Here is a 16,172-nt window from a genome sequence, read left to right on the forward strand (position 1 = left end):
TCAGGATTCCACATGACGCATCCGCTGCCACTGACGTTTGGTGGCACGGCTTAAACTATCGAGCCAGAGATAAACAACCGGCGTGGTAAACAGGGTTAACAGCTGGCTCAGCGCCAAACCACCAGCAATCGCGATGCCGAGCGGGCTGCGTAGATCCGCATCGCCGCCGCTGCCTAATGCCAGCGGCAAAGCACCAAAGAAGGCGGCCAGCGTGGTCATCATGATCGGACGGAAACGCATCAGACAGGCCTGCGTGATCGCCTGTTTCGGCGACATCCCCTGCGTACGCTCAGCGTGGATTGCAAAGTCGATCATCATGATGGCGTTCTTCTTCACGATGCCAATCAGCAGAATGATGCCGATCAGGGCAATCACCGTCAGTTGGGTATTGGTGAGCAGCAGCAGCAGCAGCGCGCCAACCCCCGCTGATGGCAGCGTCGAAAGAATGGTGATGGGATGGATGTAGCTCTCATACAGCACGCCGAGCACGATATACACCGCCGCCAGTGCGGCAATAATCAGCCACGGCATGGTGGCGGTCAGCTGCGCAAAGGCGGCTGCGGTGCCAGCAAAACCGGCCTGAATGGTGGACGGTAAACCGAGCTGCGCCATCGCCTGCTTGATCAGCGCCTGTGCCTGCTCCAGTGACACACCATCGTTGAGGTTGAATGCTATGGTGCTGGTGGCTGACTGGCCCTGATGTGCTACCGACAGCGGCGCATTACCGCCTTTGAAGCTGGCGAAAGCGGAGAGCGGCACACGATCGCCGCTGTCGTTAATCACATACTGTTCTTTCAAAATCTCCGGATCGCGCGTGTAGCTATCCTGCAATGACATCACCACATGATACTGATTCAGCGTGTGATAGAGCGTGGCCACCTGACGCTGGCTGAAGGCGTTGTTCAGCATGGTATCCAGCATCTGCACATTCACGCCGAGGCGTTGCGCGCGGTCGCGATCGATATTGATCACCACTTCCTGGCCGCCAGTTTGTGAATCAGAGTCCACGCTGTTGAGCTGTGGGATCGCCGCCAGCGCGGCCTGCACTTTCGGCGTCCACTCGCGCAGCACATCCAGATCGTCGGCCTGCAAGCTGTATTGATAGGTGGCGTTGGCACTGCGCCCACCGATATGCAGATCCTGCGCCGCCATCAGGAACATCTGCGCCCCAGCGATATGGCTGGTCTTCAGGCTCAGTCGATTGGCGACTTCGGTAGCCGTGGCATCGCGGTCACTGAAATCCTTCAAGCGTACAAAGAAGTTGGCGCTGTTGCGCGAGCCAAACATGCCGCTGCCCATCGACGACATCACGCTGTCCACTGCGGGGTCCGACTGGATGATTTTGGTGAACTCCAGCATCTTCGGCTTCATCGCCTGGAACGAGATGTTTTGATCGGCGCGCAGTGCGCCCATCAGCAGGCCGGTATCCTGATTGGGGAAGAAGCCCTTCTGCACCACGGTGAACAGAAACAGGTTTAGCAACACCGTCAGCACCAGGCTGAACATGGTGATCTTCTGGTGCGCCATTACCCACGCCAGACCACGCGAATAGGCCGCCAGCAAAGCATTGAGCTGGTTTTCGATAAACTGATATAGCGGATGAGGGCGCTTGCTGACTTTCGGTTTTGGCTTCAGCAGCCGCGCGCATAGCATCGGCGTCAGGCTCAGCGAGACAAACATCGAGATCAACAGCGAGACGGTGAGCGTCACCGCAAACTCGCGGAACAGACGACCGACAATACTGCCCATCAGCAGGATCGGGATAAACACCGCCACCAGCGACATGGTCATCGACAGCACAGTGAAACTTACTTCCTGCGCGCCTTTTAGCGCCGCCCGCAGCGGACTCAAACCTTCTTCGATATGGCGCGTGATGTTTTCCAGCACCACGATGGCATCATCGACCACAAATCCGGTGGCGATAATCAGTGCCATCAGCGAAAGGTTATCGAGGCTGTAGCCCAGCAGATACATCACTGCACAGGTGCCAATCAACGACACCGGCAGTGCCAGCGCCGGGATCACCACCGCCTGCACGTTACGCAGGAACACAAACACCACCGCGATCACCAACAGCATGGCGATCAGCAGCGTCTCTTCGGTGTCGTACAAAGATTCACGCACCGTCGGGGAACGATCCACCACCACTTTCAACTGGGTATCCGCAGGCAGATCTTTTTCCAGCGCTGGCAACTGCGCTTTGATGGCATCAATAGTGTCGAGCATGTTGGCGCCGGCCTGGCGCTTAATGCCCACCATCACCGACGGCTGCGAGTTGAGGAAACCGGCCTGATACTGATCTTCCACCGAATCGTAGACGGTGGCGACATCGTGCAGACGTACCGCTTTGCCGTCTTTATAGCTGACGATCAGATCCTGATACTGCGCCGCTTTATCTAACTGACCGTTGCTGTCCACCACCCATGATTGCTGGCTACCCTGCAGAATGCCTTTGGGTTTGTTGGTGGTGCTGTTGGCGATGGCTTCACGCACCGTGTCCAGCGAGATGCCGTATTGCGCCAGCTTGAGCGGTTGCAGATCGATACGCACGGCGGGCAAGGCGCTGCCCATTAGTGACACTTCGCCCACGCCCTTGACCTGCCCCATCGCCTGCTCGATTTTGCTCTCAGCGAGGTCGTAGAGTTCACCCGGCGTGCGCGTGGCGGAGGTCAACGCCAGCATCACAATCGGTGCATCGGACGGGTTAGCTTTGCGATAGGTCGGCAGTGATTCCATCGCGCTCGGCAGCAGACTGCGCGCGGCATTGATCGCCGCCTGCACATCGCGCGCCGCACCGTTGATATCGCGGTCGAGATCAAACTGCAAAATCACGCTGGTGGAGCCCTGCGAACTGGTCGAAGTCATTTCGGTGACGCCCGCGATCTGCCCGAGCGAGCGCTCCAGCGGCGTCGCCACCGTGGCCGCCATGGTTTCCGGGCTGGCACCGGCTAAGCTGGCGCTGACCATAATGGTCGGGAAATCCACCTGCGGCAGCGGAGCCACCGGCAACAGCCGATAACCCAGCAAGCCGAGTAGCATGATCGACAACGTTAACAATAACGTGGTGACCGGACGGAAGATAAACAGCCTGGTGAGGTTCATTACTCGCTCCGCGCCTGCTGCTGTTTACGCTGCATATAGCGCTTGCCGCGCTGCGCGATGCCATCAAACCACAGGTAGATAACCGGCGTGGAGAACAGCGTCAGCACCTGGCTGACAATCAACCCCCCGACAATCACCAGACCAAGCGGCTGGCGCAGTTCGGCGCCGGATCCTGAGGCCAGCATCAGCGGCAGTGCACCGAGCAGCGCCGCCATGGTGGTCATCAGAATCGGACGGAAGCGCAGCAAGCAGGCCTGATGAATCGCATCACGCGCGCTCATGCCCTGCTTGTTTTCGGCTTCCAGCGCGAAGTCGATCATCATAATCGCGTTCTTTTTCACGATGCCGATCAGCAGGATCACCCCGATCAGCGCAATCAAGCTGAACTCACTGCCCGCCAGCAGCAACGTCAACAGCGCACCCACCGCCGCCGACGGCAGCGTCGAGAGAATCGTCACCGGATGAATAAAGCTCTCATACAGAATGCCCAACACCACATACATGGTGATCAGTGCGGCCAGAATCAGCCACAGCGTGTTACCGGTCGCGCTCTGGAATGCCGAGGTTTCCCCCTGATAGCGCAGCGTAATGCTGGACGGCAGATTGAGCTGTTGCGTTACTTCGGCAATCGCTTTCTGCCCATCCTCCAGCGAGTAACCGCTGTTGAGGTTGAACGACACCATCACCGCCGGGAACTGATTCAGACGCATATGCATCAGTGAACCGGTGCGCTGGTGAATGGTGGCAATCGAGGTCAGTTTCACCATCCCGGTAGTGGTGTCGCTGTCCGAGCTGGTGGTCGAACTGCTGCTTGAGCTGCTGGATGTCGTGCTCGAACTGCTGCTGGTTGAGGTACTGGAACTGCTGCTCACCGGCAGATAGACATCATCAAACGATGCCGGCGACTGCTGATACTGCGGCGCGACTTCCAGCACCACGCGATACTGATTGGCCTGGGTAAAGATGGTGGAAACCAGGCGCTGACCAAAACTGTTGTACAGCGCCGTATCCACATCCGAGGCGGTAATGCCGTAGCGCGCGGCTTTGTCGCGGTTCAGCTCGACATAGGCGACACGGCCCTGATCCTGCAGGTTACTCACCACACCGTTAAATTCCGGGCGTTGCTGCAAGGCGGCCACCATCTTCGGCGTCCAGCTCACCAGGTTTTCACTGTCGGCATCATCCAGCGTGAACTGATACTGGCTCGGCGTGACCTGATCGTTGACCGTCAAATCCTGCGCCGGTTGCAGGTAGAGCTGAATGCCCGCCACCTGTTGTGCCGCCTGTTGCAGCTGCTTGATCACCACATCGGCTTTGTCATCGCGCTCATCAAACGACTTCAGGTTGATTTGGATGCGACCGCTGTTGAGGCTGGTGTTACTGCCGTCAATCCCGATGGTGGAAGAGAGGCTATCCACCGACGGGTTCTGCAGAATCACTTTTGCCAGCGCCTGCTGACGCTTCGACATCTCGCTAAATGACACATCCTGCGACGCCACGGTGACACCCTGAATCAGTCCGGTATCCTGCGTCGGGAAGAAACCTTTCGGGATGGCGATATACAGCAGCGCCGTCAGCGCAAAGGTTGCCAGCGCCACCAGCAGCGTCAACTTCTGATGGTTCAGTACCACAGTCAGAAGACGGTCATAGCCACGCACCAGCTTATCGAATATTTGTCCGCCCTTGCGCGAGAAGCGCGACTGCTTCTCTTCCGGGATATGCTGCAACAGATAGGCGCACAGCATTGGCGTCAGCGTCAGTGACACCACCATCGACACCAGAATCGACACCGCCAGCGTAATGGCGAACTCGCGGAACAAGCGCCCTACCACATCGCCCATAAACAGCAGCGGAATCAGTACTGCAATCAGCGAGAAGGTTAGCGAGATGATGGTGAAGCCGATCTGCTGCGAGCCTTTCAGCGCCGCCTGCATCGGCGTTTCGCCCTCTTCCAGCCGACGTGAAATGTTCTCCACTACCACAATCGCATCATCGATGACGAAGCCGGTGGCGATGGTCAGAGCCATCAGCGACAGGTTATTCAGGCTGAAATCGGCCAGATACATTACGCCGAAGGTGCCAATCAGTGACAGCGGTACCGCCACGCTCGGGATCAGCGTGGCCGCCACATTGCGCAGGAACAGGAAGGTGACCATCACCACCAGCGCCACCGACAGCATCAGCTCAAACTGCACGTCGCTGATGGATGCACGGATGGTTTGGGTGCGATCCGACAAGATGCTCATCTTCACGCCATCGGGCAACGCGGCCTGCAGGGTTGGCAGCTGCGCTTTGATGCTGTCCACCACCTGAATCACGTTGGCACCAGGCTGGCGCTGCACGCTGATCACAATCGCCGGGCTGTTATTGGCCCACGCCGACTGGAAGCTGTTCTCCGGCCCCTGTTCGATGTGCGCGATATCTTTCAGGCGCAGTGCAGCACCGTTCTGATAGGTAATGATCAGATTGCCGTACTCATCGGCGGTGCGCAGCTGATCGTTGGCATCAATGGTGACCGAATGGTATTTGCCATCGAAGCCGCCTTTTGAGCCATTGACGTTGCTGTTGCTGATCAACGTATTCACGTCTTCCAGCGACAGCTTGTGTGCCGCCAGCGCTTTCGGGTCCATCTGCACGCGGATAGCCGGCTGATGACCACCTGCCAATGTCACCATGCCGACGCCGTTAATCTGCGACAGCTTCAGCGCCACGCGGGTGTTCACCAGATCCTGCACCTGCGTCAGTGGCAGATTGTCCGAGCTGGCCGCCAGCGTGATCACCGCCGTATCGGCCGGGTTGACCTTTTTATAGGTCGGCGGATTGGGCAGATCGCTCGGCAGCAGGTTGTTGGCCGCGTTGATCGCCGCCTGCACTTCCTGCTCGGCGACATCCAGCGACAGATCGAGGCTGAACTTCAGGGTGATGATCGAGGAACCACCCGAACTGGTTGACGTCATCTGGCTCAGACCCGCCATCTGCCCGAGCTGGCGTTCCAGCGGTGAGGTCACAGACGATGCCATCACATCCGGGCTGGCGCCAGGATACAAGGTGGTGACCTGAATGGTCGGATAATCCACCTGCGGCAGCGCCGAGGTGGAGAGGAATTTATAGGCAAAGATCCCGGAAATCAGCACGCCGACCATCAGCAAGATGGTGGCGACGGGACGCTGGATAAACAGACGTGACGGATTCATTTTTTGGCCGCTGTGGCAGGTTTGCTGTCATCGGCCAGAGAGACTTTACTGCCGTTGGTCAGGCGATCGATGCCTTCGGTGACGAGACGCTCGCCCGGCTCGACGCCTTTAAGGATCGACTGCTGATCTTCACCAAACGCCGGGCCGGTGGTCACCGCTTTGCGCGTGACGGTGTTGTCTTGATTGATCACAAACACAAAGCTGCCGTCACTGCTCAGTTGCAGCGCCTGAGCCGGGATCACCGTGGCGTTATTCAGAATGTTGGTTTGCAGACGCAGATTCACAAACTGATTGGCAAACAGTGATTCATCTTCATTTGGGAAGGTGGCTTTTAGCTCGATGGTGCCGGTGCTGGTATCGATCTGGTTGCTAATGAACTGCACGCTACCCTGCGCCAGTTGGGTGCTGTTGTCCTGATCAAAAGCCACCGCCGGTAAACTCTGCCCGTTATGCAGCGCTTTGGTGAGCTGCGCGATATTGCTCTGCGGCACACTGAAGGTCACGGCAGCAGGCTGCATCTGCGTCACCACCACAATGCCAGTGGTATCGGTGGTTTGCACCATATTGCCCGGATCGACCAGACGCAGGCCGACACGGCCGCTGACGGGTGAAGTGATGCGCGCATACTCAATATCCAGCTTCGCACTGGCGATCTGCGCCTGATCGGCCGCTACAGCACCTTTATACTGCCCGACGGTGGCGGTTTGCGTATCAAGATCCTGGCGTGACAACGAGTCCTGGGCCGCCAGTTTTTTGTAGCGGGCCAGCGTTAACTCGGCGCTTTTCAGCAATGCCTGGTTCTGATTGAGATCGCCCTGATACTGCGCCAGTGTCGCCTGATAGCTGCGTGGATCGATCTGCGCCAGCAGCTGTCCGGCCTCGACTTTTTGCCCTTCGGTAAAGAACACTTTTTCCAGTTGACCCGCTACGCGGCTGGTCACGGTAACGCTGGCATTGGGGATCACCGTGCCCAGCGCATTGAGATACACCGGCACGTTGGCCGTCGTGGCCACGCCACTGTGCACCAGCGTGGCACTGCCGCCCATCATCGCCATGCCCGGAGGGCCGCCTGCGCCCCCGCGATGACCGCCCTTTCCGCCTCCCGGTGGCATGCCGCCCGGCGCACCGCCATGGCCGCCGACAACGCGCCAAATCACGCCAGCCACGATTAACACAACAAGTAAAATGAGTAGCCATTTCAGCCAGTGGAAACGCGATTTGCCAGGGGAATTAATTGTCATCGGACTCTTCAGATAAACAGGAAAAAGGAAAATCCCCTGCACTAACAGGGGATTATTTCAAAGTAAATCATCACTGCTTGTATTATCAGCTGAAGTGCCATGGAATTTCCATGGAGAAACCGTAAGGGTAACGTTAAGGCACTCAGGCCTTCCAACCGCCTCCTAAGGCTTTATACAAGGTGATTTTTTCGCTCAGCTGGCCCAGATGTGCACTGATTAACGACTGCTGCGAACTGTAAAGCGATCGCTGGGCCACTAATACATTGAGATAATTGTCTACACCTTGCTTAAAGCGCATTTCGGAATAGTCGTAATCGCGTTGATTAGCACCGACCTCCTGTTGCAGCGCTGTCAGCTGATCCTGCCAGGTATCCTGACCGGCCAGCGCATCATTCACCTCTTTGAACGCGGTTTGAATCGCTTTCTCATAGTCAGCAATTTCAATGCGTTTCTCGATGTGCGCGATGTTGAGATTAGCCTCGTTTTTGCCGCCGTCAAAGATCGGCAGATTGATCGACGGCACAAAGGACCAGGCACCGGTGCCGCCGCCCAGCAAACTGCCGAGGGAACTGCTGGTCGATCCCCCAGAAGCGGTCAGCGTGATGCTCGGGAAGAACGCCGCGCGCGCTGCGCCAATGTTGGCATTCGCCGCTTTCAGGCTATGTTCTGCGGCCATGATATCCGGACGACGCGTCAACAGATCAGATGGCAAGCCCGCTGGCGTGGCCGGGAACTGCCAGTTGACGTCCAGCGTCGCGTGGGACAACAAGGTAGCGGGCAGATCGATGCCCACCAGCAAGCGCAGCGCGTCCACATCCTGCCGTACCTGACGCGTATAGCTCGCCACATCCGCCTGGGCAGCCCGCACCGTGCTCTCTGCCTGCGCCAGATCCTGATCGCTACTGGCCCCGCCGTTGTAGCTGAGTTGCGTCAGACGATACGACTCTTGCTGACTTTTGGCGGTATTTTGCGCCAGATGCAGCAGATCGTTATCCGAACTCAAGGTCAGCCAGGCGGTGGCCACCTCGGAAATCAGCGAGATGCGCGTGGCGCGTTCGGTCGCGGCGGTGGACAGATAGGTTTCCTGCGCTTCATCACGCAGGCTCTGCAAGCGACCAAAGAAATCCAGCTCCCATGAGGTGACGCCCAGCCCGGCGTTCAGCTCGTGATAGGTCACCGCACCAGTGGTTTTGGTGTTGTAGAGGTTGGCCGGTTCATGCGCCGAGGTCTGGCTGGCGGTGGCATTGATCGACGGCATCAACGCGGCACGCTGTACCGTGACGCTCTGCTGTGCCTCTTCGACATTTAGCGCCGCGACGCGCAGGTCACGATTGTTGTCGAGTGACAGCTGAATCAGATTGCGCATCGTGGCGTCAGTGAAGAAGTTCTGCCACGGCAGATCCGCCACGTTGCCCACCGGCGTGGGCTGATCGTACTTCGCGTCTACCGGCATTGCGGGGCGCTGATAGTGGGGGGCCAGCGTACAGCCCGCCAGCGCCATAGCCAGCGGCAGCAGCGCCATACGGAAAGTTTTAGTGTTCATGCGTTGTCACCTCTGCGGATGCTTTTTTCTTGCGGGCGAAGAACTGCGAAACCACCACGTAGAACATCGGAACAAAGAAGATGGCGAGGAAGGTGGCGGTGATCATCCCGCCTGCTACCGCCGTACCAATCGAGTGCTGGCTACCTGCGCCTGCGCCGTTAGAGATAGTCAGCGGCAGCACGCCGAGAATAAACGCCATCGACGTCATGATAATCGGTCGGATACGCAGTCTCGCGGCTTCCACCGCTGCCTCGACCAGCGTTTTGCCTTCCCGTTCGTGCAACTCTTTGGCGAATTCCACAATCAGAATGGCGTTTTTCGCCGCCAGTCCCACCGTGGTGAGTAAGCCCACCTGGAAGAACACGTCGTTCTGCAAGCCGCGCAGCAGTACGGCACTAATAGTCCCGAGAATGCCGAGCGGCACCACCATGATCACCGAGAAGGGAATCGACCAGCTCTCATACAGCGCAGCCAGACACAGGAACACCACCAGAATCGAGATGATATACAGCTGGGTGGTCTGGTTGCCGGACGCCTGCTCTTCATAGGAAATGCCGTACCACTGCACGCGGAAGCCTTTGGGCAACTGCTTCGCCAGCTGTTCCACCGCTTTCATCGCTTCACCGGTGCTCTGCCCTGCCGCAGGCGATCCGAGGATCTCTTCAGAGGTCAGGCCGTTAAAGCGTTCGAAGTGTGGAGAGCCGTAAACCCATTTGCCGCTGGCGAAGGCGGAGAAGGGCACCATGGTGCCGCTGCTGTTGCGGAAGTACCATTTATCGAGATCGGATGGCGTGACGCGTGAATCGGCTTTACCCATCAGGTAAACCTCTTTCACACGGCCGTTATACATAAACTGATCGATATAGCTGGAACCCCACGCCACTGACAGCGTGTTGTTGATGTCGGTCATGCTCAGGCCCAACGCGCTGGCCTTCTCGTCATTGATCTCCAGCTGATACTGCGGCTCATCTTCCAGTCCGTTCATGCGCACCTGCGCCAGATGCGGATCTTTGTTGGCCAGATCGATTAACTGGTGCGTGGCATCCATCATCTGCTGATGGGTGTGCGCGCCCGTATCCTGCAGATAGAGATCGAAGCCAGTGGCGTTACCCAGCTCCATCACCGCAGGCGGCACCATGGCGAAGATTTTGGCGTTTTTGTAGTTGGCAAAATGCGCCATCACCCGGTTCGCCAGATCCTGCACGCTTTGCCCGCTGTGGGTACGATCGCTCCAGTCCTTCAGGCGCACGAAGGCCATGGCGTTACTCTGGCCGCGACCGGCAAAGTTAAAGCCCGCCACGCCAAAGGTGGTGGTGACCACTGAGGCTTCATTCTTCTGCAGGTAGTCATTGAGATCGTTGATCACCTGCTGCGTACGCTGTGAAGAGGAGTTAACCGGCAGCGTCATCTGCACCATCATCAAGCCCTGATCTTCTGCAGGCAGGAACGTAGTGGGCACACGCGTGAACAAAAAGCCCGTCACGCCGACGATCACCAGGTAGATCACCAGGAACAGGCCGCGACGGGAAATAACGTTGTTAACGCCGCGCGTATAGTGCATCGCGCCGCTGTCGAACTTACGGTTAAACCAGCCAGCAAAACCGGTGGTCTTGTGCTCCGCCGCCGAAGGTTTGAGCAGGGTGGCACAGAGTGCAGGGGTAAAGATCAGCGCCATGATCACCGACAGCGCCATCGCCGACACAATGGTGATCGAGAACTGGCGATAAATCACCCCGGTCGAGCCGGAGAAGAACGCCATTGGCAGCAGCACCGCTGACAGCACCAGCGCAATACCAAACAGTGCGCCCTGTATCTGCTGCATCGACTTGATGGTGGCGGTTTTCGGATCGAGATGTTCTTCGTGCATCACACGCTCGACGTTCTCCACCACCACGATGGCATCATCCACCAACAGCCCTATCGCCAGCACCATACCGAACATCGTCAGGGTGTTGATGCTGTAACCGAAGGCCGACAGGATGCCAAAGGTGCCGAGCAGGACCACCGGCACCACCAGCGTGGTAATCAAAGTGGCGCGCAGGTTTTGCAGGAACAGCAGCATGACGAAGAACACCAGCACCACCGCTTCGATTAGCGTTTTCACCACTTCTTCAATCGAGGCGCTGACCACTGGCGAAGTGTCATACGGATACTGAATTTCAACATTATCCGGCAGTGAGTCTTTCAGATCGGCTATGGTCTGGCGCACCGCTTTGGCGGTATCCAGTTCGTTCGCCCCGGTGGCCAGACGCAGCGCGATACCTGCCGCGGGCTTGCCGTTCATGGTGGCGTCAATGCCGTAGCTCTGCGGACCGAGCGCCACGCTGGCAACGTCTTTCAAACGCACCTGTGAGCCATCGCTGTTCACTTTCAACAGCACATTTTCAAACTGCTGCACCGTGGTGAAGCGAGTTTTCCCCAGTACCGTGGCCTGCGTTTTGGCGCCCTGAATGGTCGGTAACCCGCCGAGTGAACCGGACGACACCTGCACGTTCTGGTTATCAATAGCGGTGGTGACATCACTCGGCATCAGGTTGTACTTGTACAGTTTGGCGGGATCGAGCCAGATGCGCATGGCATATTCCGAACCCAGTACCATAAAGTCACCGACGCCAGGCGTACGCGAGATCGGGTCTTCCAGCTTCGACACCAGCATATCCGCGAGATCGCCGTTGCTCAGCTTGCCGTCTTTAGAGATCAGCCCGATGACCATCATGAAGTTCTTTTGGTACTTACGGATGCGGATCCCTTGCTGGGTCACGTCGGTTGGCAACTGCGATTCCGCCAGCGAGACGCGGTCCTGTACCTGCACCTGCGCGATATCCGGATTGATGCCTTGGTTAAAGGTGGCGATGATCTGCGCACTGCCGTCCGAGGCACTACTGGATTCCAGATAGCGCAAGCCATCCAGCCCGTTTAACTGCTGCTCAATCACCTGCACCACGGTGTTCTGGGTGGTTTCGGCGCTGGCCCCCGGATAAGTCACCGAGATCGACACCGCAGGTGGGGAGATATTGGGATACTGATTGACCGGCAAACTGATGGCCGCAATCCCGCCCACCAGCATCACGATAATCGCGATAACCCAGGCAAAGATGGGACGTTCAATAAAAAACTTCGACATGCCGCCTCCTTATTGCGCTGCTGCGTCGGTCATCGACAGACTGACAGCGTTGGCAGATGGCGTGTCATGGGTGCTGGCGGCGGTGGTGGTGACTTTCGCCCCGGCACGCACACTTTGCAGATTGTTCACCACCACGTTTTCACCTTCGCTCAGGCCGGAGGTCACCAGCCATTCACCTTTGATCATCTCGCCGGTGTGAATGCTGCGCTGCTCAATGGTGTTATCGCTTTTCACCACGTACACATACGGCTGGCCTTTGGTGTCATGCATGATCGACTCCTGCGGCACCAGAATCCCCTGCTGCTGAATGCCCTGCGGGAAGCTGGCGTGCACATACATGCCTGGCAGCAGTTCATTATGCGGGTTCGGGAACACCGCACGCAGCACCACGGTGCCGGTGGCGGTGTCGACGTTCACTTCCGAGAACGCCAGTTTGCCCTGCTGGCCATACTGGCTGTTGTCTTCCAGAGAGAGTCCGACCGCCGCCGTGTTGTCATCCACTTTGGCGATCTTGCCGTCAGCTAACGCTCGGCGCAGACGCAGCAGGTCGGTGGATGACTCACTGACATCAACATAGATCGGATCAAGTTGGGTGATGGTGGCGAGATAGTCGGTCTGGCCGTTGGTCACCAGCGCACCGGCGGTATACAGCGAACGGCTGATATGTCCGGAGATCGGCGCCTTCACCAGTGTGTAATCGAGATTGACCTTAGCGGTTTCCACATCGGCCTGTGCTTCACGCTCTGCCGCGACGGCATCGTCGTAAGTTTGCTGGCTGATGGCATGCGCGGACGCCAGCGGATGATAGCGTTTTGCCACCATGGCATCGTTTTGCCAGGTCGCCATCGCTTTGTCGTAAGCGGCTTTATAGGTCGCCGGATCGATCTGATAGAGCGGCTGACCCGCTTTTACTTCGCCGCCTTCGGTAAACAGGATTTTCTGGATCACGCCGCTGACTTGTGGGCGCACCTGTGCGGTGCGGACCGCCGTGGTGCGGCCAGGCAGTTGTGTCACCAACGTAACGGGCTCAGATTTTAGGGCGATGACACCCACCTGGGGTGTCGCGGATGCAGCGGGCTTTGCTCCGCCCTGGTCACAGGCTGCCAGTAAAAACACCACGCTGGCAGAAAGAAGTTTCAGGCGCATAATTTTTCTCTGGATGAAAGGAGGGATAGTCACTGATGTGATGACATGCAAAAAATCATTGTAGGGAGGGAGTGATAAGGCGGTTGTTAAGGTTGCGTAAAATATATTTTCCAAAGGAAAATGGTAAACCTTTCGTGCCATAAATGGCTGTGAAAATTAGCTTTTTGCGGGTTTTTTACCGCCATGCAGAGCAACAGATTTACCCTTTCGGCTCGATCCCGCGACGGCGCAGTTCGCGACGCGCCAAATCTTTCAACCAGCACGATAGCGTGATGTTTTCATCTTCGGTGACTTCGCGCAGTTGGTCATGCAACTCCGGATGAATGCGTAACTGAAACGCCGTGGAGCGGCCCTCGCCTTTTGGCGTTCGGTCTTTGGTTTTTGGCATCGGGTCACACCTCAACGAATGGCAATAAAAAACGCCCCAAAGCCGCGCTACCAACACGGCAAGGGGCTGGCGAACCGAAATGGAATGCGGCATCGCGGTGCGTTACATACAGGTTACACGGCAAGATATTTTTATGTTGGCGGGGAAGTGTTAAGACTCAGACAAGAGGTGTGAGCGAGTTCGCTGAGTGCTGAATTTCAGACAAAAAAAACCCACGCATCCGCGTGGGTCGGTGCAACCGAACAGGGTGAATACCTGAAGACAGGTATTGCTGCCGCAGCAGCCGATCTTCACACCAATCAATACCTCTGGGACTTTTATCGTCGCCGAAAGTGGTGTGAGAAAACAGCCGCAAATCGCAACGGAGTTCGGCGAAATGCAACGAGGTGTGAAAAGCACCTCACGGCAGTTAAATCCTGATTTTACTAAGATTTATCCGAAGTCGGTTTGCTGTAAATGGCGTCAGGCGCAATGTTCATATGCTTCAACACCGGCCCCATAATGCTGCCGAAAATCGGCGCCGCTACCGAACCACCAAAGTGATCGCCCGCTGTCGGATGGTTGACCATCACCACCAGCGCCACCTCAGGATGGCTGGCAGGAGCAATACCGGCGGTGTAGTTAACGTAACCGCCATCGTACTTCCCGCTGGTGCCCATTTTCTCTGCGGTACCGGTTTTGGTCGCCAGGCGGTAACCCGGCACAGCGGCTTTGACGCCGGTACCGCCAGGCAATACGTCACTCTCCAGCATGTGCACCACGGTTTGAACGATTTGCGGATCGGCCACCTGCTTGCCCAACACCGGCGGTGTCACTTTGGTAATCGACAGTGGACGATATACGCCGTAAGAACCAAGCGTGGCGTATTCACGGGCGATTTGCAGCGGTGTGACGCGCAGGCCGTAGCCAAAGGCAAAGGTGGCGCGTTCAATATCCGCCCAGCGTTCACGGTGCAGCGGGAAGTAGCCCACGCTCTCGCCGGTTAACCCGAGTCCGGTCGGCTTACCCAGGCCAAACGCCTGATAGGTGTTTACCAGCGCTTCAGCAGGCATCGCCAGCGCAATGTGCGATACGCCGATATCACTCGATTTCTGCAAAATGCCCGTCATGGTCAGGCGCGGCCAGTGGCCGACGTCACGAATCAAGTGGCCGTTAACGCTGTAGGGTGTGGTATCGATCACCGAGTCAGCACGCACCAGATGACGCTCCAGCCCTTCCATCACCACCAGCGGTTTTACCGTTGAGCCGGGTTCGTAGCTGTCATTGATCGCCGTGTTGCGCATCTGTGCAGGCGTGGCGTTATCGAAGTTGTTGGGGTTGAACGAAGGATAGGAAGCCATCGCCAGGATCTCGCCCGTATCAATCTTGATCAGCACTGCCGCACCGGAATCCGCTTTATTCAGCAACACGCCATCGCGCAGTTTGCTGTAGAGGGTGAACTGGTCAAACTTATCAATACTCAGCTGTACCGTTGGCGGCTGCTTCGGCGGCTCGTAATCCAGCATCGCCACGATATTGCCCTCTTTGTCCTGACGATAAACCTCTTTGCCCGGCTCACCTTGCAGCACGTGGTCGAAACCTTTCTCCAGACCGTTCAGGCCATTGCTGTCAGCACCGACAATCCCAATCAACGGCGCAGCGGCTTCACTCATTGGATAGAAGCGGCTGTCGTTGTATACCGAGCTGATGCCCTTCAGGTGCAGTTCGGCGATGTCTTTGGCGATGCCCAGTTCGATTTTACGGCCAAGATAGAGGAAGCGCTTTTTCGGGTTCGCGGTGATCTGCTCACGCAACTCTTCCGGACGTAAGTTCAGCGCCGAGGCAAGATAGGTCCATTTGGCGTTGGTGAAGTCGGGATTGGCTTCCAGCACGCGCATCGGGTCGGCGATGATATCGCGCGCCGGTACGCTCAGTGCCAGTGCCTGGCCATCACGATCCAGTAAGGTGCCACGGTTGGTGGGCAAGGTGACGGTGCGCAGTGAACGCTGATCGGCCTCGTGCTCCAGCATCGGATGCTTAATCAGTTGCAGGTCGCCGACGAAGATCAGCAGCAACACCATGCAGCTGAAGACACCCAGACAAATCAGGCGAAAACGAAACGGGTTAAATGGGGCTTTGATCTGGTCTTTTCCCAGAAGTTTTTTTATACGGGGCATAGCATTCCGCTGCAATAAACAGTTTTTTCAAGCTTGTTATCCGCAGTTATAAAGAAAGGTAAAGCGAGTTGACAGGAAAACTGTGTTTCAGTTCGTTAGCGGGAACGACAGGCAAAAAAAACCTGCGCATCTGCGCAGGTCGGTGTAATCAAGAAAACTTTTTGATGTTCACCCATCAATACCTCTGGGACCCTGACTGTAGCAAGGTGGCATGACGGTTCTCCATCTCTCAAACGCAACAGTTACCCGCAAAATGTAACCAGCGGTGAGATTGTTAG

Annotated in this window: 8 protein-coding genes, 1 tRNA gene and 1 pseudogene; 1 reads left to right on the forward strand and 9 read right to left on the reverse strand. The window is 57.1% G+C overall.

From position 1 onward, the window contains the following. The 8 genes from AC6I8L_RS15465 to AC6I8L_RS15500 form a co-directional block, all read right to left on the reverse strand. Complete coding sequence (locus tag AC6I8L_RS15465) at nt 1–3,102, reverse strand: efflux RND transporter permease subunit (protein WP_058961813.1); 3,102 nt, start codon at nt 3,100–3,102, stop codon at nt 1–3. Next, the gene (locus AC6I8L_RS15470; protein ID WP_479399419.1) at nt 3,102–6,296 is read right to left on the reverse strand and encodes an efflux RND transporter permease subunit; all 3,195 of its coding nucleotides are present in this window, start codon (nt 6,294–6,296) and stop codon (nt 3,102–3,104) included. Before AC6I8L_RS15470 ends, AC6I8L_RS15465 begins: the two co-directional genes overlap by 1 nt. Then, complete coding sequence (locus tag AC6I8L_RS15475) at nt 6,293–7,537, reverse strand: MdtA/MuxA family multidrug efflux RND transporter periplasmic adaptor subunit (RefSeq protein ID WP_058961814.1); 1,245 nt, start codon at nt 7,535–7,537, stop codon at nt 6,293–6,295. The genes AC6I8L_RS15470 and AC6I8L_RS15475 overlap by 4 nt, the downstream gene beginning before the upstream one ends. 142 nt (nt 7,538–7,679) lie before the next feature. Further along, the gene (locus AC6I8L_RS15480; RefSeq protein ID WP_058961815.1) at nt 7,680–9,080 is read right to left on the reverse strand and encodes an efflux transporter outer membrane subunit; all 1,401 of its coding nucleotides are present in this window, start codon (nt 9,078–9,080) and stop codon (nt 7,680–7,682) included. Beyond that, entirely contained in the window at nt 9,070–12,204 is a 3,135-nt protein-coding gene (locus tag AC6I8L_RS15485) for an efflux RND transporter permease subunit (RefSeq protein WP_058961816.1), read from the reverse strand. Before AC6I8L_RS15485 ends, AC6I8L_RS15480 begins: the two co-directional genes overlap by 11 nt. A 9-nt stretch (nt 12,205–12,213) precedes the next feature. After that, a complete protein-coding gene (locus AC6I8L_RS15490) occupies nt 12,214–13,350 on the reverse strand; it encodes an efflux RND transporter periplasmic adaptor subunit (protein WP_058961817.1) in 1,137 nt (378 codons plus the stop codon). 199 nt (nt 13,351–13,549) lie between these two features. Next, the gene (locus tag AC6I8L_RS15495) at nt 13,550–13,738 is read right to left on the reverse strand and encodes a hypothetical protein (RefSeq protein WP_058961818.1); all 189 of its coding nucleotides are present in this window, start codon (nt 13,736–13,738) and stop codon (nt 13,550–13,552) included. A gap of 425 nt (nt 13,739–14,163) precedes the next feature. Continuing rightward, the gene (locus tag AC6I8L_RS15500) at nt 14,164–14,553 is read right to left on the reverse strand and encodes a penicillin-binding transpeptidase domain-containing protein (protein WP_153012330.1); all 390 of its coding nucleotides are present in this window, start codon (nt 14,551–14,553) and stop codon (nt 14,164–14,166) included. 81 nt (nt 14,554–14,634) lie between these two features. Here AC6I8L_RS15500 and AC6I8L_RS15505 point away from each other — a divergent pair. After that, nucleotides 14,635–14,747, forward strand: a tRNA-OTHER gene (locus AC6I8L_RS15505). Between the two features lie 517 nt (nt 14,748–15,264). On the opposite strand, the pseudogene AC6I8L_RS15510 reads toward AC6I8L_RS15505, so the two are convergent. Continuing rightward, nucleotides 15,265–15,894, reverse strand: a pseudogene (locus tag AC6I8L_RS15510) (peptidoglycan synthase); the annotation flags it as partial. Nucleotides 15,895–16,172: the final 278 nt, after the last annotated feature.

It is taken from the genome of Type-E symbiont of Plautia stali, assembly GCF_059731115.1.